Below are 20304 nucleotides of genomic sequence, written 5' to 3'. Positions count from 1 at the left end.
CTCAAACGTCTTGGGCGGCTTCAGCGAGCGTCCGGCGTAGCGTGCGCCGCGCCAGCTCGATCTTGAAGGCGGCGTGGCCTTCGGCGCGCGCGCCGGAAAGAGCCGCATCGGCGGCCGCAGCGCAGGTCTCGTCGCCCGCGTCCCGCCCGGCAAGCGCACGCTCGCCTTCGGCAGAGTGCCAAGGCTTGGGTGCAACGCCGCCCATCGCGATACGCGCGCTGCGGATGCGTCCGGCGGCGACGTCGACAATTGCCGCGACCGAGACCAGGGCGAAAGCGTAGGACGCACGGTCGCGGACCTTGCGGTAGAGCTGCCGACCCGGCGGCGGTGGCGGCAAGATCACAGCGGTGATCATCTCGCCGGCGGCGAGCGTGGTCTCGATGTGCGGCGTCGTTCCCGGCAGGCGATGCAGTGCGCCAAGCGGAAAGACGCGTGTGCGGCCGTCGGATTGTATCGTCTCGACGCGCGCATCGAGCGCGGTCATGGCCACCGCCATGTCCGATGGGTGGACCGCGATGCACGCCTCGCTGGCGCCGAGGATCGCGTGAAGCCGGTTGAAGCCGCCGCGCGCGCTGCAGCCCGAGCCGGGGTCGCGCTTATTGCAGGGCATGCCGCGTTCATAGAAATACGGGCAGCGCGTACGTTGCAGCAGATTGCCGGCGGTGCTGGCCTTGTTGCGTAGCTGGGCGGAGGCACCCGAGAGGAGCGCCTGCGAAAGCAGCGGATAGCGCCTTCTCACCCGCATGTCGGCCGCGAGATCGCTATTGGGAACCTGTGCCCCGATACGCAGGCCGCCTTCCGGCGTCTCCTCGATCAAGCGCAGTGGCAGGCGGTTAATATCGACGAGATGTATCGGCTGCTCGATCTCCAGCTTCATCAGGTCGATGAGATTGGTGCCGCCGGCGATGAATTTTGTACCGGGACGCGCGGCCACCGCCGCGGCCGCCTCGCGCAGGCCGGCTGCGCGTTCATAGGTGAACGGCTTCATCGTTCAGGTCCTCCCAGCGACATCGCGAATGGCCGCGACGATGTTGGGATAGGCGGCGCAACGGCAGAGATTGCCGCTCATGCGCTCGCGAATTTCCGCATCGCTCAGCGTGGTCTGCGCAACGAGATCGCCCGTGACGTGGCTCGGCCAGCCGGCCTTGGCTTCGTTCAGCATGCCGACGGCCGAGCAGATCTGGCCCGGCGTGCAATAACCGCACTGGAAGCCGTCGCGCGCGATGAACGCGGCCTGCATCGGATGCAGCGCCTCGCCCTGCGCCAACCCTTCAACTGTCGTGATCTCGTCGCCTTGGTGCATGATCGCAAGCGTCAAGCACGAATTGATCCGCCTGCCGTTGATCAGGACCGTACAGGCGCCGCACTGACCGTGGTCGCAGCCCTTTTTGGACCCGGTCAAGCCAAGCTGATGGCGCAGCGCATCGAGCAGCGTGGTGCGCGGATCGAGTTCGAGCGAAGTCTGGCTGGCGTTGATGATCAAACTTGCGGGGAGCTTCGCCGTTCCGACTGCAGGCTCGAGAAGACTGCTAGACTGAGCAAACGCCGGCACAGCGTCGGCGATCCCGACCGTGAGCACCGCCGTCGCTGCCGCGGCCCCCTGAATCACGCTCCTTCGTGTCGGCCCGTCATCGGTCGGGCGTCGGTCCTTGCAGTCGGCCATGTCGAGCTCGCTCCCTTGCGCACCCCGTGCTTGCTCGACGCAAGATAGGTGCGCCGCTTGAGGCGTTCTTTCACGATTCCGGCGCTCTTACAGGATTCAGGAAAAAAGCTGTTGCCGGTAGGCTCGGGGCGTCATGCCTCGCTCGCGTTTGAATGCCGTGGTGAAATGGCTCTGGCTGGAGAAGCCTAGTCTGGCCGCTATCAGCGCAAGTTCGTGATCGGAATCCGCAAGAAGCTGCTCGGCGCGGCGTATCCGCCGCGCGATCACAAAGGCATAGGGAGCCATTCCGGTCGCCGTCCTGAAGCGGCGCGCGAAGGAATCGATCTCCATGTCTGCGATCGCCGCGAGATCGCTCAGCCTGATCTCCCCGCCGAGGTGCTCCTCGACATACTCCTCAACCCTGCGGAGCGTCGCCCTGCCGAGCGCGCCATGTGCGCTTGGACGGGGTTTGCCACCGTCGAGGGCCATGACCCGATGCATCGCAATGGCGGCGAGATGCTCGACATAGGCAGTGTCCGGCTTGTTGCCGAATGCAACGTCGTTATGCAGCGCCGTCAGCAGCGCGGCGACAACCGCATCGACGCGATTTACCAATATTGGTAACGTCTCCGCCGAACGCTCGTATCCGAACCGACCGTGATCGAGCCAAAGGGCGGAGTAGACGAGATCCGGCTCGCAATAACTGCCGGAGCGCTCGACACCTGCGGGGATGAAAGAGAGCGCGCCCGGCCTGTCCCGGCCATCATAGACGAGTTCGCCGGAGCATGAAATCCGCGTTCGCGCGGTGTTGCCTGTATGGGTCAGCACGATCAGATGCGAGGGCGCTGTCCAAGTCAGCTCGGCTTCCCGGCAGGACCAGCGGCGATGGTCGAACACGATTGCACCATCAAGCCATGAGCATGTATGCGGTGGCCCCGATCGGGTCTCATCTGTGACGCGGAGTTCCCCCTCTCCGATCATCGGGGTCAAAGCCATGGCATGTACCTTTCCTTGATCAACTCAATTCGCTTGGCCTCATCGAAACGGCCGAAGTGAATTCGGGCACTTCCGCATACGAACTTGAGATCTCGCTCGGAAGTCAAACGGTCGTCCTCCGTCACGAGGCGTGAAATGGCTGTGCTATTTGCGCCATACGTCAGATCAAGTGGCGTCGTCGAGGTAGACGCATTCCGCAACACGAAGACGAGCAACCAACTTATCCGGAATGCGGATCTGCAAGAAATCGGTCCCTTCCGTGTGGGGTAGTCTTCATCGCTCTCGGCTGATGAGCCCCTCGGACTTTCGGGAACTATCCTGCCAAAAACAGCATCGATCGCAACGCACATGCAGCGCTCCTGACTTGTCGAACGTGCGCACGATGGGATCTGGATGTCGCAGAACTTTGCCGACCATTACCGGCAATTGTCGCGATCTGTCTCAGGAACGCCGCACTGCATAGTTCGCGACAAGTTGGAGCCGTGCTTCTGTCCCCTCCTCTTCAATCACCTTGCTTTCAATACGGTTTCGCGGAGCTTCATCAAGTCCTATGCCATACGGCTTTGCGACAAAGTGGCTCACCGGGACCGGATACTGCGACTGCTTGTACTCAACCCTACGCGACCGATACATTCTGTTACACTTTTCCGGTGGGTTGCGCGCCGGACTTCGGTATGATGTGGAACGGAGCAACTGGATGGACTCGGCACCGCACATCGCCGTCGTGGATGATCATCGCGATATCCGCGATCTCGTCGGCAAATATTTGATGCAACATGGCTACCGCATCAGCCTTGCGGAGAGCGCCGCCGCACTTCGCCGTCTGCTCGAACGAAGTGCTTTTGACCTGGTGGTTCTCGACGTCATGATGCCGGGCGAGGACGGATTGTCTCTCTGCCGCCATCTCCGCAGTACCACGGACCTCCCCGTGATCCTGTTGACTGCCATGGTCGAGCAGACCGATCGGATCGTCGGCCTCGAAATGGGCGCCGATGACTATGTTTGCAAGCCGTTCAATCCCCGCGAACTCCTCGCCCGTATCAAAGCAGTGCTTCGCCGTGTCCAAAGCCTGCCGCCGCAGAAAGGCCGGCTCGCGACCAAGATCGTACGTTTCGATCGATGGACTTTTGACGTCAGCCGGCGCGAGCTGGTGGGTCACGATGGCATTGCTGTCCCGCTCAGCACGGCAGAGTTTCGGCTGCTGTGCGCCTTTCTCGATCATCCCGGCCTGGTGCTCAGCCGCAATCAGCTCCTCGACCTGACGGTCGGCCGAGATGCCGATCCGTTCGATCGGAGCATCGACAATCAGGTCAGTCGTTTGCGGAAGAAGATCGAGGCCGACCCGAAGGTACCAGCGTTGATCAAGACTCACTGGGGCGGTGGATACAGCCTCGTTGCGCAGGTCGAGCAGCCATGATGGGGTTATGGAAGCGCAGCCTGGCGGCCCGCTTCATCTGCTTCACGCTGCTGTCGCTGATGCTGTCGCAAGCGGTTGTGTTCTTCATTTCCTGGGATGAGCACGGGCAGACGATCCGGAAGGCCGCCAAGGGCGAGATATTCAGCCGGTGCGCCTCGCTTGCCCGGGTCTTGGAGGCGACGCCTCCAGCGCTTCAGTCGGATATCCTGAACGCCAGCAACACCAGTTCAGCGAGATATTGGATATCGACCAACGGCCTGAAGGATGCCCCCGCCTGGCGAGAGGAGGCGTGGGAGCGTTTGGCACAACCGTTGCCACGCGTATCCTTCCCCGGCCACAGCGCGCCCGTCGAGGTGAGACCGGATTTCGTCCGAAATTCGGCCAGCAGTAGCAGCGCCACCTCCTCGCACTGGATCGATCTAAAGCCGGAAGCTTGGCCGCTGTCCCGGCCGGCGAAATTTCTCTATCTCGATGATGCCACCGGCATGGGTTTGGCCGTTCAGTTGGCGGACGGCGCATGGCTGAACACTGCATTTGCCAAACCCGCGCAAGACGGCTTCTGGACCTCCCAATCCACCGTAACGCTCGGCCTGTCGGCGTTGTTGTTGTCGATCATTGCCGTATTCGCCGCACGCGGCATCGCGCAACCATTGCGTCGCCTGGCCGAGGCGGCCGAAGCCCTTGGCCGCGGTCAGGAGATCGTACCGCTGCCGGAGACCGGCCCCGACGATATCCGGCGTACGGCCGAGGCATTCAATCGCATGCAGGCGCGCCTGCATCGTTTCGTCGACGATCGAACCAGAATGCTGGCCGCCATCGGCCATGATCTGCGCACACCTCTGACCTCACTCCGTCTGCGTGCAGAGTTCGTGCCCGATCAGGAAGTGCGGGAGAAAATGCTCTCCACGATTACAGAGATCCAGACGATGACGGAAGCAACCCTCGCATTCGCCCGCGAGGATGCGACCGCAGAAGCCACCCGTACAGTGGAGCTCTCAGCCCTTGTGGAAAGCCTTTGCGACGATCTCGCCGAACTCGGCTACGATGTTTCGTTCTCGGAGGGGACGAAGATCAGCTATAGCTGCCGACCAGACGCGCTGCGCCGCGCGTGCCGTAACCTCGTCGAAAATGCCATCCGTTATGGCGAGCGGGCGCGGGTCAGCGTGGAGAGGCGAGCGGATAGCATCGAAATCATCGTCTCCGATGATGGCCCCGGTATTCCGGACAACGCCAAGGAGCAGGTCTTTACGCCTTTCTTTCGGATGGAGAATTCGCGGAATCGCGAAACTGGAGGCGTCGGTCTTGGTCTTTCCATTGCGCGGACCATCGTCCGCCATCATGGCGGTGATATCACATTGATCAACCAGCAGAAGGGACTGCGCGCGGCCATCAGCCTGCCACCGCTGGATAGCGGAGCTCCTCCCAACAGCGGACCTCCTCCCATCGGGGTCCGGGTCGCGGCCGCAGGAGTGAAGGACAATATCAACGCTCTCGAACCGGCAACCCGCACCGTGAGCGTCTACCTCAAGTAAAATCCAAGCATTCCGCCCGCGTCAAAAGAATTGCTGGAGGCGCGCGAACAAAATCCGCGCGAGGCGATGCCGCCCGAGCCTCAAGTGCACAGGGATTTCAGCTCCGGCGGCGGGGCGCCCTTCCCCTCAAGCATCCCCAGCGCTAGCGCCGCCTCCACCCGCACGCTCGGATCCTGATCGTCCGCTAGCTGTCGGAGCGGCAGAATGGCTTGTTCGATCCCCGGGAAGGCCGGACCGAGGCGTCCGAGGTGCCAGGCCGCCAGGCTGCGGACGAAGGCAAGCTCATTGCCCAACTCCGCGATGAGGACGATGACCGGCGCTCCCCCCGGCGGCTCCACCCGGGCGAGTGCCGCCGCCGCCCAGACGCGCACGAACCCAACCGGGTCCTGGAGGGCCGCAGCGAGGTCGGACACAGCCTCGGTTGCCGCGGGGCCGATCTCGCCCAGGGCATATGCGCCGAGGCGGCGCCGGAGCGGATCGGTGCTCGAAAGCTCCCTCACCCACTCTGGGACGGAAGTCCCTATGTAAGCGACCTGCGCGCTCATGGCCCGTCCCTACTCAAGGACCCACGCCGAGCCGGCGGTCCAGGTTGAACGCGGCGCTTATCAACCCGATGTGAGTGAATGCCTGCGGGAAGTTGCCCAGCGCTTCGCCACACGGACCCGTCTCCTCGGCGTACAGGCCGAGGTGGTTGGCGTAGGTCAGCATCTTCTCGAAGATGAAGCGGGCTTCCTCGGCGCGGCCCGCCCGGGCCAGCGCTTCCACCAGCCAGAACGTACACATATTGAACGTCCCCTCGCTCCCGGTCAGACCGTCGCCGGCTCCTCTGCCGATCTCGTAGCGGTGCACCAGGCTGTCGGAGACCAGCTCCGCCATGGTCCGATCCAGCGTCCCACGCATGCGGGGGTCGGTCGGCGACAGGAAGAAGACGAGCGGCATGATCAGGTTGGATGCATCCACCGCGTTGGTGCCGAAGTGCTGCACGAAGGTCTGCCGCTCGGTGTCCCAGCCGCGCGTCATGATGGCCTCGTAGATGCGGTCGCGCTCCACGGCCAGGTGGGTGCGGTCCAGCGGCAGGCTCCGCTTCTGCGCAAGGCGGATCGCTCGGTCCAGCGCCACCCAGCACTGCACCTTGGAGTACACGAACTGCTGCCGCCCGCCACGCACCTCCCAGATGCCATCGTCGGCTCGCTCCCAGTTGTTCGCCACCCAGTCCAGCATCTTGCGCAGGTGGCACCAGAAGTCATAGGCGATCGGCGTCCCATACTTGTCGTACAGGTAGACGGCGTCCATCAGCTCGCCGTAGATGTCGAGCTGTAGCTGGCCGACAGCGGCATTGCCGACTCGCACCGGGCGTGAGCCGCGGTAGCCGTCGAGGTGATCGAGGACCTCCTCGGGCAGCTCGTGTCCGCCGTCGATGCGATACATCGTCTGCAACGGCTCGCCCCGGGCGCCCTCGACGGCCCGCTGCTCCAACCAGGCCATGAACTGCTCTGCCTCCGACGTCAGCCCCAGGCGCAGGAAAGCGTAGTTGGTGAAAGCGGCGTCGCGCACCCACGTATAGCGATAGTCCCAGTTGCGCACCCCACCGATCTCTTCCGGCAGCCCGCAGGTCGGCGCCGCCACGATCGCGCCGGTCGGCGCGAACGTCAACAGCTTCAACACCAGCGCCGAGCGGTTGACCATCTCGCGCCAGCGACCTGAATAGTTGCACTTCCTCAGCCACTGCCGCCAAAAGGCCAAGGTCTGCGTCAGCGCCTCCGTGCCGACCAGCCGCGCCTCGAGCAGGACGCCGTCATGAACGCTGTCGTGGCCGTTCTCCTCCACCTGGCGGAGGATGAACGTGGTCGTCTCGCCGGGGTTGAGGACGAACTCGGCAGCGACGCCGTCGCCCTGCCGACCAAGCGGGAAGCGGCTGACCAGCGAGACTTTCATGCCTTGCGCCTCGAAGATCGCTCCCCGGCCTTCCAGGACGACCTGGTGGGGCCGGCGGGCAAAGTCGAAAGCCGGCCGGCAGTCGAGCCGGAAGCGGACCGACCCGCGCACCGCCCGCACGACCCGGACGATCTGGTGGATCTTTCTGGTCTCGCGCGAGCCTTGGACCGGCATGAAATCCACGACCTCACCGACGCCCTGGTCGCTAAGAAAGCGCGTCACCAGGACGTTGCTGTCAGGCATGTACATCTGTTTGTGCTGCGCCTCGTAGAGACTGGCGATGCGGAACGAGCCCCCTTTCTGGTCGTCGAGGATCGCCGCGAAGACGCTCGGCGAGTCAAAGTGCGGCAGGCAGCACCAGTCGATAGAGCCGTCGATGCCGACCAGGGCAACCGTGTGCAGGTCGCCGATGACGCCGTAGGACTCGATCGGCTTGTAGCCCATGATCTCGTCTCCTCCGCTCGCTCGACGCAGCAACGCCAAAATACTCGGAGGCGTTCCGCCGGCCGTGCCTTGCGTTGATTCGATGCGCATCGCACAGCGTTCTACGCTGAACGTGGAAATTCCAGCCGTGCACCGAAGGGCCTCCTTTGGACGGCTCCTGGAGCGCCTCGCAGGACCTCAAAGCGCGTCTCATCGCCATCGCGCCAGAAACGGATGTCGAATAGCCCTGTACCGAGACGCAGATCGAGTACAGTCAGATCGGGCAACCATTGCGGCAGAGATGGATCAACGTACAGCTTTCCCTTCGGAGCGTCCGGCGCGAACCCAAGTATCGCCTGCAGAAACGCGAAGACCGACCCCGCTGCCCAGGCCTGTGGGATGTTGGCGCCAAGATATTGAACGGGAAAGCTTCTTCGATCACGCTCGATTGTCGTATAGAGCTCTGGCAACTGATTGGACAGGAAGTGGCTTCCAGCATCGCTGATATCGCGTGCGATCCTTGCTGCCTCTGCGTGAAATCCATATCGTTTAAAGCCGAGAGCGATAACGGCATTGTCGTGGGGCCAGACCGACCCGGTTTGGTAATTGTATGGGTTGAACGCTGGGTTCGAGGCCGACAGCGTGCGGATGCCCCAACCGCTCCACATGTCCGATGCCATGAGACGTTGCACGACCTTTTCGGCGCGTTGCTGTGGAACGATGCCTGACCACAAGCAATGGCCGGCATTGGAGGCAACCGTAAGGACCTTTTTCTTTTCACCATCCAGCGCCAGGGCGTAGAAACCCAACTCCTCATCCCAGAAGGTCTCGTTGAACCGTTTGAAAAGCGCTGCGGCTTTGCTTCGCAGATCCGCGGCACGGCGTGTCTTGCCGAGTTCATCGAACACTTCTGCCATGCGCAGCCAGGCGTCATAGACATAGCCCTGCAACTCGCAGAGCGCCTTCGGTCCCTTGACAAGCGATCCGTCAGGATAAACCACACTGTCACCGGAATCCCTCCAGCCCATATTCTCGTAGCCGACCGGAGAGCGGGTCTGATATTCCTGGAATCCATCGCCGTCGCTATCACCGTGCTTGTCTATCCAGGACAGGCATCCCTCCGCGGTCTCAAGATGCTGATCCAACAGCGCCTTGTCGCCCGTTGCCCGCCAGGCCGCATGTAGCGTGATGAGATAGAGCGGCGTCGCATCGGCCGTGCCGTAATATGGCGTGTGCGGAATCAGTTTGAAATGAGCGAGTTCTCCGTAGCGGATTTCATGCAGGATCTTTCCCGGCTCAGCGTCGCGGTAATCGTCCCGTTCCTTCGCCTGGAGCGCGCCCAGGATGTCGAGCGTTCCACGGGCGAAATCTGGATAGATCAGCATGTTCTGTAGCGACACGATCAAGCTGTCCCGGCCAAACGGAGCCACAAACCACGGCAAGCCGGCGGCAGGCAGGAACACCATGTGATCGGTGCCGGCGATCGGGAGCCGAAGCGCCGCCATGTCCTCCAGCGCCTGGCGATAAAGGCGGTAGAACTCCTCGTTACTGCAGCGGATCTTCAGTACCGATTGCAGCCAGTCCGAGAGCGCCTCGGCGTGGCGGGTTCGTTCATGGTTGTGCACACATGCGTCCGGTGCAGCGAAGTGTCGGTCGCCATCCTCCAACGCATAGAGCAAGCAGCAATGCCAGGCTTCGCCCGCCTCGAGGCTGATTTCGAAGCTCAGCCGGCCATTAGCGTACTCGATTTGGCGATGTACAGGAGCAACGGTTACCGCGCGGACGAAATCGCTGTTGCGATAGCATGTGCGAAGTTCCTGCTTCGCCGACGACCATGTCGTGGTGATCCGCCCGCGGCGCACAATATCGCCCGACTTCACCTCGAAAATGTCGGCGAAATCCGACCGTATCGCGATCTCGAGCTGGAAGCGTACCTGCTTCGTGCCGTGATTTGTAATGTCCAGATCTTCGTGCATCCCGCCATTGATATATCGGCTGATCACAAAACCGAGCGTGCGCGGCGGGATCAAGCCGTCGGCGGTAGGAATCCTGGTGTTCGTAAGATAAATTCGGGACGCATAGTGGGTGATGGAACCTCCATTGAGAAGATCCCAAGGTTCACCATTTGCGTAGACGGCCCAGCTGCTGATTACTCTTGTATCGAAGAAATAAAGTCCCTTTTCGGTTGGCCAGTTGATTTGTCCGTCTGGTTCGCTGACCAGCACTGTTTGCCCCTGATGGATCGAGATTTGATGTGGACCAACCTGAACCTTAAATGGCATAGGATGCTCGCGAATTCAGCCGCTTGGTGCCGCGATCACAACAATGGCAACGACAACGACCAGATGAGGCTGCAAGCTTCTCCCATAAGGCGGAAGCATTGTTAAGGCAGAAGCATTACGCGTTTCGGTCTCATCTGCCAGCCGGATTTCGGTTTCCGACAAGAACGAACGATGCCTTGTCTCCCCTCTGGCTCGGTGGGGATCTTATGTCCGCGCACGCGCTGGCTCAAAGAACTCAAGTCGCAATCGCAAATGCCTAATAGCGAATAGGTCAGCGCTTCAGACCTACATCCCTTTAGTGGCGAACTGTCGTAACACTGGACGGCTGGTCGTTGCTTCTCCGAAGAAGTCGCGCTACCACTTGGTGGGTGCGGACGCGCCTTGATACGGCGTTGACGATAGAGATGCCTTGGTACGAGTGTTCTTTCCGCCGCACGCGCCGGGAGGACGAAGCTGAAGGGGCGAGACCATGAGCGCCGTCCTTCCGATCATTTGCCTTGCAAGGCATGGCGAGACCGCCTGGAGCCTCTCAGGCCAGCATACCGGCCTCACAGATTTGCCTCTCACCGAGCGCGGCGAACTCAATGCGCAGAGTTTGGGCTCGCGGTTGCAGGGTTTCACTTTCGCAAAAGTGTTCACGAGCCCCCTGAAGCGAGCGGTCCGGACGTCTGAGTTGGCTGGCTTCGGCGTCGAAGCGAAACCCGACCGCGATCTGGTGGAATGGAATTACGGCCAATACGAGGGGCGTCGCACAAAGGAGATCCATGAAGAGCGTCCCGGCTGGCAATTGTTTCGCGACGGCTGTCCGGGAGGAGAAACACCCAATCAAGTCGGCGCCCGGGCCGACCGCATCGTGGAGCGCGTTCGCAACGTCCCTGGGAACGTGTTATTGTTCTCGAGCGGACATTTTCTCCGAGTTTTGGCGGCACGCTGGTTAGGTCTCGATGCGGAGGCCGGACGATTCTTCACGCTCGACACTGCAAGCCTGAGCATACTTGGGTACGAACACGATCGGTCAGAACCAGTGATCCGGCTGTGGAATGACATCAGACACGTCGAAGGTCGATTCGCACCAGCCTTTGCGCGTTGAGATTTAGAAGCGCCCGTCGGAGTAACATAATCTTGAATATGACCCGCGCGTGTTAGGCACGCACGCTGAGCATATTGCAGAGAGTTGCGTAGGGGTAAGACCGATGAATCAGGTCGTCTTTCTGGTCGACGTCGACAATACGCTTCTCGACAACGACCACATCCAGGCTGACATCAAGGCCCACCTCGAGCGCCAGTATGGTGCCGCCTGTCGCGACCGGTACTGGGCAATTCTCGACGACCTGTTTGTCGAACTGGGATATCGAGACTATCTTGGTGCACTGCAGCGGTACCGTGTCGAACACCCGCAGGACATGCATCTGTTGTCAATGTCTTCGTTCCTGGTCGATTACCCGTTCGCCAATCGTCTGTACCCGGGATCGCTGGATGTGCTCGAACGACTGCGTCAGTGGGGCCCCACCGTCCTTCTCACTGATGGCGACGTTGTTTTTCAACCGCGCAAGGTTGAGCGCTCCGGCCTTTCAGAGGCCGCCAACTCGCATGTGTTGATCTACATCCACAAGGAACTCGCGCTCGACGATGTCGAGTCCCGTTATCCGGCACTGCACTACGTCCTGGTAGACGACAAGCCGCGAATCCTCGCCGCGGTCAAGGAAGCCTGGGGCAGTCGCGTCACCACCGTTTTTCCCCGACAGGGACAATACGCGCATGACGCGAAGGCGCTCGCCTCCTTCGCCACACCGGACGTGACGGTGGACCGGATCGGAGACCTGCTCGACTATGATCTGGGTCGCCTGCTTGCGGCTGTCCCTCGACTCGAAGCTGTGCGGAGGTGAAGCGATGAAGGCAACGCAAAAGCTCCACGAGCTCGGACAGAGCGTTTGGCTCGACAACATCACCCGTGACCTGCTGACGAGTGGCACTTTAAAGCGCTACATTGCCGACTTGTCGCTGTCGGGGCTCACATCGAACCCGACAATCTTCGATCACGCGATCAAGAACAGCTCACACTATGATTCTGCGATCCGCAGCAAGCTGAACGAGGGAAAGTCGGGTGAGACGCTATTCTTCGAACTAGCGATCGAAGATCTAGCGCAGGCAGCCGACCTGTTCCGCCCGATTTGGGACCGCACCAATGGTGTAGACGGATGGGTCTCGCTCGAGGTCTCGCCACTCCTTGTACATGATACGGCCAGCACAATCGCAGCCGCGAGGGATTTGCACGCACAGGCGAAGCGCCCCAACCTCTTCATCAAGATACCCGGCACCAGGGAAGGGCTGCCCGCCATCGAAGAGGCAATTTTCGCCGGCGTGCCCGTGAATGTGACCCTGTTATTCAGCCGAGAGCACTACCGCGCCGCGGCCGAGGCATATCTGCGGGGCATCGAGCGGCGCATTGCAGCCGGTCTGAATCCAAATGTTGGCTCCGTTGCGTCGGTCTTCGTCAGTCGCTGGGATGCCGCCGTCGCCAACAAGGTTCCCGCGCCTTTACACAACAAGCTGGGTATCGCAATCGCGAAACGAACATACAAGACAGCCTGCGAATTGCTCGGCTCCTCACGCTCGCGGCGTATTTACAACGAGGGTGGGCGGCCACAGCGCCTGCTATGGGCGAGCACCGGAACCAAGGATCCCGCGGCATCCGACGTCCTGTACATCAAGGCGCTGGCCGCGCCGCTCACGGTCAACACCATGCCGGAAAGCACGGTGAAGGCCCTCGCCGACCACGGAGGCGTCGGAGAGATGTTGGCGGCCGATGGCGGCGACTCCGAAGAGGTGCTGGCGCAATTTGCAAAGGCCGGCGTCGATGTCGAAGCGTTAGCAGCAACGTTGCAGGACGAGGGTGCCAAGTCGTTTGTCAAATCCTGGAACGAGCTGCTGGGCGTCATCTCTGCCAAAACCGAGGTGCTCAAGAAGGCAAGCTAGGTTGCAATCGAGACGAAGGTCCTCGCAATGAATATACTGGTCGTTGACGTGGGCGGCACCCACGTCAAGATCCTTGCCTCCGGCGAAAAAGTAAGGCGAGAAATTGACTCCGGGCCGACCCTGACGGCCCGGCAGATGGTATCGAGCGTCAAGAAACTCGCCGATGGCTGGGAATATGACTTCGTCTCGATTGGCTATCCGGGCCCGGTTGTGCACGACCGGCCTGTGGCGGAACCTCACAATCTCGGAAAAGGCTGGATGGGCTTCAACTTCGCTGCGGCATTCAAACTGCCGACGAAAGTCATCAACGATGCGGCGATGCAGGCGCTCGGCAGCTACGGGGGCGGCAAAATGTTGTTCCTCGGGCTCGGAACGGGACTCGGCTCGGCGATGGTTATCGATGGCATCGTGCAGCCGATGGAGCTTGGGCACTTACCCTACAAGAAGCGGGTCTATGAGGACTATGTCGGCGCCCGCGCGCTGGAGGAGTTCGGCAAGAAAGCATGGCGGAAGCACGTCGAAGATGTCGTTGAATATCTGATTGCGGCACTCCAACCGGAGGACGTCGTGCTGGGCGGCGGCAACGCCAAACTGTTGAAAGAACTGCCGCCACTGTGCCGACTTGGGGATAACGCCAACGCATTCAAGGGTGGCTTCCGAATGTGGGAAGGCCCGCCAAAGGGAAAGATCACTCGCTCGCGCAAACAAGCTGCGCAAGCCGCCATAGCGCGTTAACAGGAGCCGCGTTACAGGAGCGATGAATGGCAACGGCCACGAAAACGGTCACCGAGCTTCCCGCCTGGAAGGACCTGTCCGCCCATTTTCAGAAGATCGGCCGCCTGCATCTGCGCGAGCTCTTTGCTCAAGACCCAAAACGCGGCGAGCGGTTGACGGTCGAGGCGGCCGGGCTCTACCTCGACTACTCGAAGAACCGGATTACCGATGACACGCTAGCTCTGCTGTTGCAACTGGCCGAACAGTCCGGGCTCCGCGCGCGGATCGATGCGATGTTCGGAGGCCAGAAGATCAACGTTTCCGAGAAGCGGGCCGTCCTGCATGTCGCGCTCCGCGCGCCGACGGGGCAATCGATCCTGGTTGATGGCGAGGACGTTGTGCCGCAGGTCCATTCGGTGCTCGACCGCATGGCCGATTTTTCCGATCGCGTACGCGGCGGTGCGTGGCGCGGCCACGCCGGCAAGCCAATCCGCAACATCGTCAACATCGGCATCGGCGGCTCCGATCTGGGGCCGGTGATGGCCTACGAGGCGCTCAAGCATTACAGCGACCGCGCGATGACGTTCCGGTTCATCTCCAACGTGGACGGCACCGATTTCGCGGAAGCGACCCGCGATCTCGATCCGGCGGAGACCCTGTTCATTATCTCTTCCAAGACCTTTACAACGCTAGAGACCATGACCAATGCCAGGAGCGCGCGCGATTGGTCGCTCGCGGGACTTGGGGGAGACGAGAAGTCGGTCGCGAAGCATTTCGTCGCGGTGTCGACCAACGCGAAGGAAGTGACGAAGTTCGGCATCGATATCGCCAATATGTTCGGCTTCTGGGACTGGGTTGGCGGACGGTACTCCATGGACTCCGCGATCGGACTCTCGACGATGCTTGCCATCGGCCCGGACAACTTTCGCGCCATGCTCGGCGGCTTCCATGAGATGGATGAGCATTTCCGCACCGCGCCGTTCGAGCGTAACCTGCCGGTGCTGATGGGGCTGCTCGCCATCTGGTACAATAACTTCTTTGGCGCGCAGACGGTGGCGGTGCTGCCCTACGAACAATACCTGAAACGGTTCCCGGCATATCTCCAGCAGTTGACGATGGAGAGCAACGGCAAGCACGTCACGCTCGAGGGCAATCCTCTCAACTACAACACCGGTCCGATCTATTGGGGCGAGCCTGGGACCAACGGTCAGCATTCCTTCTATCAGCTCATCCATCAGGGCACCCGTCTCATTCCTTGCGACTTCATCGCGTTTCACAAGACACTCAACCATCTTGGAGAGCAGCACGACATGCTGCTCGCGAACGTCTTTGCTCAGGGCGAAGCGCTCGCATTTGGCAAGACGGCTGACGAAGTAAGGCGGGAGGGGTCTGCCGATTGGCTCGTTCCGCATCGCGTGTTCGAAGGAAACAGGCCGTCGACTACGATTCTGCTGGAACGGCTAACACCCGCGGCTCTCGGCAAACTCGTCGCGCTGTACGAGCACAACGTCTTCACGCAGGGCGCAATTTGGCAGATCGATTCATTCGACCAATGGGGCGTCGAACTCGGCAAGGTGCTGGCGCAACGCATCATCCCGGAACTCACCAATGAAGCCGAACCCAAATTCGGACACGACAGCTCGACCAACACATTGATCCGCCGACATCGCACGTTCAGGGAGAAGTCGCACTAAATACTGATCTCGACACGCCAGGATACCTGCGCATCCGGAGGAAGTCACACCGCGAAAAAAAGAGGAGCCACTCATGCAACTCGGGATGATCGGTCTCGGCCGAATGGGCGCCAATATGGTGCGAAGACTTGTTCGACATGGTCACCAATGTGTCGTCTTCGACATGTCGCCGAACGCCGTTGCAGAACTGGTGAAAGAGAAAGCGACGGGAAGCGCCTCTCTGGCGGATTTCGTGGCGAAGCTCGAAAAGCCGCGCGCGATCTGGTTGATGGTTCCGGCGGCAGTCGTAGATAGATCGATCGGTGATCTGCTGCCGCTGCTCGAAGCCGGCGACATTCTGATTGACGGCGGCAACTCCTACTACATCGATGACATCAGGCGTTCCAAGGAGTTGGCGCACAACGGCATCCATTATGTCGATGTCGGCACCAGCGGCGGCGTGTGGGGTCTCGAGCGCGGCTACTGCATGATGATCGGCGGCCCTGACGAGGCCGTGCAGCGGCTGGATCCGATCTTCAAGACCCTCGCTCCCGGTCTCGGCGAAATCCCGCGCACCCCGGGACGAGAGCGCGCCTCCGCAGGCACCTCCGAGCAAGGCTATCTTCACTGCGGGCAGAGCGGCGCCGGTCATTTCGTCAAGATGGTCCATAATGGTATCGAGTACGGGCTGATGGCGGCGTATGCCGAGGGGCTCGGTATCCTGCGCGCAGCGAACATCGGCAAGCACGCGCACGCGGCGGACGCCGAAACAACACCGCTTCGCATTCCCGAGCACTACCAATACGACCTAAAGCTACCCGACATCGCAGAGGTGTGGCGGCGCGGCAGCGTGATAGCCTCGTGGCTTCTCGATTTGACAGCAACCGCGTTGCTGGAAGATCCGGCTCTGTCCAAATTCGCTGGGCGCGTCTCCGACTCCGGCGAAGGACGCTGGACTATTGCAGCAGCGATCGACGAAGCAGTCCCCGCCCCGGTCCTGACGACGGCGCTATACGAGCGTTTCAGCTCTCGCGGCGAGGCCGATTTCCAGAACAAGCTGCTTTCGGCAATGCGCTACGAGTTCGGTGGACACTTGGAAAAGGCGGCCAATGAGAGACCGAGATAGCCATGAGCGAACCTAGATCCGACGCATTGGTATTTTTCGGAGCGACCGGCGATCTTGCCTACAAGAAGATCTTTCCGTCGTTGCAAGCGATGCTGAAACGGGGCCACCTCGATGTGCCCGTCATCGGCGTCGCAAAGGCCGGCTGGACACTTGACCAGCTCAAGGCCCGAGTACGAGACAGCCTTGAAAAGCACGGCGGCCTCGACGCCGCTGCGTTTGACAAGCTGGCCGGCCTTTTGCGTTACGTAGACGGCGACTACGCCGATCCGACTACGTTCGATGCCCTTCGCAAGCAGCTCGGTTCGGCACAGCGGCCAGCACACTATCTGGCGATCCCACCGGCCTTGTTTGCAACCGTAGTGGAACGGCTCGACACTGCCGATTGCACCAACGGCGCGCGCGTCATTGTGGAGAAGCCATTCGGGCATGATCTCGCCTCCGCACGCAACCTCAACAGGATTCTGCTCGCCAGATTCGACGAAGATCACATCTTCCGCATAGACCACTATCTCGGAAAACGACCTGTTCACAACATGGTCTTCTTTCGCTTCGCTAACGCGTTCCTGGAGTCGTTCTGGGACCGCAAGTTCGTGAGCAGCGTGCAGATCACGATGGCGGAGAATTTCGGCGTGCAGGGTCGTGGCGCGTTCTATGATCAAACTGGCACAATTCGCGACGTGATCCAGAATCATCTGTTTCAAGTGTTGGCCAATCTGGCGATGGAACCGCCAGCCCGATCCGACAGCGAATCCTTGCGCGACGAGAAGGTCAAGGTCTTGAGATCGATTCCGCCGATCGTTGAGAACGAGCTGGTGCGCGGACAGTTTCACGGCTACCGGCAGGAGCCTGGCGTTGCTCCGGACTCGCAAGTGGAGACGTTCGCTGCGTTGCGGCTGGAGATCGACTCCTGGCGCTGGCAGGGAGTGCCATTTTATATCCGTGCCGGAAAATCGCTTCCGGTGACTTGCACGGAAGTGATCGTACGCCTTCGTGAGGCGCCGCGGATCTTTCCCCATTGCGCCGCGATACCCAATTATTTGCGGTTTCGCATCAATCCCGACATGGCCATTGCCCTTGGCACGATGGTGATGGACGAGGATGACCGAGAGGTCGGCGAGCCGGTTGAATTGTTGGCGAGCCGGCGCCCAGGCCCAGAGGAAATGGATGCGTATGAACGCGTGCTCGGCGACGCCATGAATGGCGACCGAACGCTGTTTGCACGACAGGACTATGTCGAAGAAGCATGGCGGATCGTCGATCCGGTCTTGAAGAAGGCGACTCCCGTCTACGAATATCAAGCCGGAAGCTGGGGGCCTCACGAAGTGGACAAGAATGTCACCCCCCCGGGCGGCTGGCACAACCCAACGGTAGCGTAACGCAGAGAGTGAGGAATGAAGATCGAAGTGCTCCTCGATCCCCGGCTCTGTTGCTTGATGACGGCAGCCTATCGCTGACGATGCACGTACACGGCTGCCGCGCGCAGGCGGCCTGTAATCGACACCCGCGGGAGGAAATCAGCCATGACAGACGCCGAACTCGACCAGCTCGCGATCAACACCATTCGCACACTGTCGATTGACGCGGTCCAGGCCGCCAACTCGGGCCATCCCGGCACACCAATGGCGCTTGCGCCGCTCGTCTATACGCTCTGGAACCGAGTCATGCGCTTCGACCCGCAAGATCCGATCTGGCCCGGCCGTGATCGCTTCGTGCTGTCGAACGGCCACGCATCGATGCTACTGTGGTCAGTGCTCTACCTTACCCGTACGCAGGCCGTGAATGCTGAGTACGAGACGTTGGGCAGGCCTGCTGTCACCCTCGACGATATCCGGCGCTTTCGTCAGTTCGGAAGTCATGCGCCAGGGCATCCCGAATACCACCTGGTATCCGGCGTGGAGACGACTTCCGGCCCGCTCGGACAAGGCATTGCGACCAGCGTCGGGATGGCAAGCGCGCAGCGCTGGCTCGCTGCGCGCTACAACAAGCCGGATTTTGCCATCTTCGATTACGACATCTATGCCGTATGCGGAGACGGATGCCTGATGGAGGGCGTTGGCTCTGAAGCGGCATCGCTCGCCGGCCACCTCGGCCTCGACAATCTGTGCTGGATCTACGACAACAACCACATCACGATAGAAGGCAGCACGCGGCTGGCGTTCACCGAAGATGTGGCCGTTCGTTTCACCGGCTATGGCTGGAATATCCTTCACGTTAATGACGCCAACGACATTGCCGGCATTGAACAGGCCCTGGCAACGTTTCGCGATACGAAAGGCCGACCGACGCTGGTGATACTCAACAGCCATATCGGATATGGCTCGCCACACCGCCACGATACGGCCGCGGCGCATGGCGAGCCGCTCGGCGTTGAAGAAGTCAAACTCACCAAACGCGCCTATGGCTGGCCCGAAGACTCGAATTTCCTGGTGCCTGACGGCGTTCTCGAACACTTCGCCGCCGGCGTCGGTGAGCGAGGCGGCGAGGCGCACCGCAAATGGCAAGCTCTGTTCACTGATTACCGCTCGAAGTATGCCCCGCTGGCGACCGAGATTGATCAGATGCAACGCCGCGAGCTTCCGGCAGGCTGGGACCGCAACCTGCCGTCATTCCCGGCAGATCTGAAGGGGCTCGCGGGGCGTGAGGCGTCGGGAAAGGTCCTGAACGTTCTGGCGCAAAACGTTGCCTGGTTGATTGGCGGTTCGGCAGATCTGGGTCCATCGACCAAGACGCTGCTAACCTTTGAAGGCGCAGGCGATGTTCAGGCCGCCACACCGGGCGGCAAGAACTTCCATTTCGGCATCCGCGAACACGCGATGGCTGCAATTCTCAACGGTCTGGCACTCTCGAAGCTGCGGCCGTTCGGCGCGACCTTCCTGATTTTCAGCGACTACGCCCGGCCCGCGATACGACTGGCGGCGCTAATGGAACTACCCGTGATCTTTGCTTTTACCCATGATGCCATGGGCGACGGCGAAGACGGCCCAACGCATCAACCAATCGAGCAACTCGCTTCAATGCGGGCAATGCCGGGTATGACGCTGTTCCGGCCGGGTGATGCCAACGAAGTGGTGGAAGTCTATCGCTACGTCATGCAGCTTCGTCATCGGCCAGCCTTGCTGGTCCTGTCTCGTCAACCGTTACCGACCCTCGACCGCAGCAAATATGCATCGGCATCCGGCGTCGCACGAGGCGCCTACGTGCTTGCCGACGCTCCTGACGGCAAGCCCGACATCATCTTGATTGCTACCGGCAGTGAGTTGAGCCTCGCAGCCAACGCTCATGAGAGACTTAGCCTGGATGGTATCCGCTCGCGCGTGGTCTCGATGGCTTCCTGGGATGTCTTCGAACGCGAGACGCAGGAATACCGCGACGCCGTCTTGCCGCCGGAGGTCACGGCGCGCGTTGCAATCGAGCAGGCGTCAACGTTCGGTTGGGAGCGTTACGTTGGCCCGACCGGTCGGGTCATCGGCATGCACACTTTCGGCGCCTCCGCCCCGCTGAAGGCCCTGCAGCAGGAGTTCGGATTCACCGTCGATAACGTTGTGACGACGGCCAAGGCGCTCTTGCGGCCTGCAAAAGCCACATAGC

16 protein-coding genes are annotated in these 20304 nt (G+C 61.1%); 10 read left to right on the top strand and 6 right to left on the bottom strand.

Annotated features, from left to right (window positions below):
• Position 1: 1 nt before the first annotated feature.
• The 3 genes from AC5ZG1_RS20930 to AC5ZG1_RS20920 all read right to left on the bottom strand — a co-directional run bounded on the left by AC5ZG1_RS20930 (position 2) and on the right by AC5ZG1_RS20920 (position 2539).
• The gene (locus AC5ZG1_RS20930; protein WP_496133950.1) at positions 2-988 is read right to left on the bottom strand and encodes an FAD binding domain-containing protein; all 987 of its coding nucleotides are present in this window, start codon (positions 986-988) and stop codon (positions 2-4) included.
• Between the two features lie 3 nt (positions 989-991).
• Positions 992-1663, bottom strand: coding sequence for a 2Fe-2S iron-sulfur cluster-binding protein (locus AC5ZG1_RS20925; RefSeq protein WP_496133949.1), 672 nt, complete (start codon positions 1661-1663; stop codon positions 992-994).
• A 96-nt stretch (positions 1664-1759) separates the two neighbouring features.
• Entirely contained in the window at positions 1760-2539 is a 780-nt protein-coding gene (locus tag AC5ZG1_RS20920) for an AraC family transcriptional regulator (RefSeq protein ID WP_496133948.1), read from the bottom strand.
• A gap of 796 nt (positions 2540-3335) precedes the next feature.
• On the opposite strand from AC5ZG1_RS20920, the gene AC5ZG1_RS20915 reads away from it, so the two are divergent.
• Positions 3336-4055, top strand: a complete 720-nt coding sequence (locus AC5ZG1_RS20915; RefSeq protein ID WP_028165428.1) for a response regulator — start codon at positions 3336-3338, stop codon at positions 4053-4055.
• Positions 4052-5587: a sensor histidine kinase gene (locus AC5ZG1_RS20910; RefSeq protein ID WP_496133947.1), complete on the top strand. Its 1536-nt coding sequence runs from the start codon at positions 4052-4054 to the stop codon at positions 5585-5587. Before AC5ZG1_RS20915 ends, AC5ZG1_RS20910 begins: the two co-directional genes overlap by 4 nt.
• A gap of 80 nt (positions 5588-5667) precedes the next feature.
• On the opposite strand, the gene AC5ZG1_RS20905 is transcribed toward AC5ZG1_RS20910, so the two are convergent.
• The 3 genes from AC5ZG1_RS20905 to AC5ZG1_RS20895 form a co-directional block, all read right to left on the bottom strand.
• Complete coding sequence (locus AC5ZG1_RS20905; protein ID WP_456642782.1) at positions 5668-6132, bottom strand: HEAT repeat domain-containing protein; 465 nt, start codon at positions 6130-6132, stop codon at positions 5668-5670.
• 13 nt (positions 6133-6145) lie between these two features.
• The gene (locus AC5ZG1_RS20900) at positions 6146-7966 is read right to left on the bottom strand and encodes a glycoside hydrolase family 15 protein (RefSeq protein ID WP_496133946.1); all 1821 of its coding nucleotides are present in this window, start codon (positions 7964-7966) and stop codon (positions 6146-6148) included.
• Between the two features lie 101 nt (positions 7967-8067).
• Positions 8068-10227 (bottom strand): amylo-alpha-1,6-glucosidase, encoded by a 2160-nt coding sequence (locus AC5ZG1_RS20895; RefSeq protein ID WP_496133945.1) that lies wholly within the window; start codon positions 10225-10227, stop codon positions 8068-8070.
• Between the two features lie 469 nt (positions 10228-10696).
• Here AC5ZG1_RS20895 and AC5ZG1_RS20890 point away from each other — a divergent pair, with 469 nt between their 5' ends.
• The 8 genes from AC5ZG1_RS20890 to tkt all read left to right on the top strand — a co-directional run bounded on the left by AC5ZG1_RS20890 (position 10697) and on the right by tkt (position 20303).
• On the top strand, positions 10697-11317 hold the full coding sequence (locus tag AC5ZG1_RS20890; protein WP_496133944.1) for a histidine phosphatase family protein: 621 nt from the start codon (positions 10697-10699) through the stop codon (positions 11315-11317).
• A 103-nt stretch (positions 11318-11420) separates the two neighbouring features.
• Complete coding sequence (locus AC5ZG1_RS20885) at positions 11421-12113, top strand: HAD family hydrolase (RefSeq protein ID WP_496133943.1); 693 nt, start codon at positions 11421-11423, stop codon at positions 12111-12113.
• On the top strand, positions 12058-13203 hold the full coding sequence (gene tal, locus AC5ZG1_RS20880; RefSeq protein WP_496133942.1) for a transaldolase: 1146 nt from the start codon (positions 12058-12060) through the stop codon (positions 13201-13203). Before AC5ZG1_RS20885 ends, tal begins: the two co-directional genes overlap by 56 nt.
• A gap of 27 nt (positions 13204-13230) precedes the next feature.
• The gene (locus AC5ZG1_RS20875) at positions 13231-13938 is read left to right on the top strand and encodes an ROK family protein (protein WP_496133941.1); all 708 of its coding nucleotides are present in this window, start codon (positions 13231-13233) and stop codon (positions 13936-13938) included.
• A gap of 26 nt (positions 13939-13964) precedes the next feature.
• On the top strand, positions 13965-15611 hold the full coding sequence (gene pgi / locus AC5ZG1_RS20870; RefSeq protein ID WP_496133940.1) for a glucose-6-phosphate isomerase: 1647 nt from the start codon (positions 13965-13967) through the stop codon (positions 15609-15611).
• Between the two features lie 73 nt (positions 15612-15684).
• Positions 15685-16716 (top strand): phosphogluconate dehydrogenase (NAD(+)-dependent, decarboxylating), encoded by a 1032-nt coding sequence (gene gnd, locus AC5ZG1_RS20865; RefSeq protein ID WP_496133939.1) that lies wholly within the window; start codon positions 15685-15687, stop codon positions 16714-16716.
• A 2-nt stretch (positions 16717-16718) separates the two neighbouring features.
• Positions 16719-18092, top strand: coding sequence for a glucose-6-phosphate dehydrogenase (zwf, locus tag AC5ZG1_RS20860; RefSeq protein ID WP_496133938.1), 1374 nt, complete (start codon positions 16719-16721; stop codon positions 18090-18092).
• Positions 18093-18236: 144 nt separating this feature from the next.
• Positions 18237-20303 carry a transketolase gene (gene tkt, locus AC5ZG1_RS20855; RefSeq protein WP_496133937.1) on the top strand — a complete coding sequence of 689 codons (2067 nt, stop codon included), beginning with the start codon at positions 18237-18239 and terminating at the stop codon, positions 20301-20303.
• Position 20304 lies beyond the last annotated feature (1 nt).

The sequence above is a fragment of the Bradyrhizobium sp. Leo78 genome (assembly GCF_059512425.1).
The sequence above is the reverse complement of the archived record's forward strand: the minus strand, read 5'-3'. Positions and strand labels throughout refer to the sequence as shown.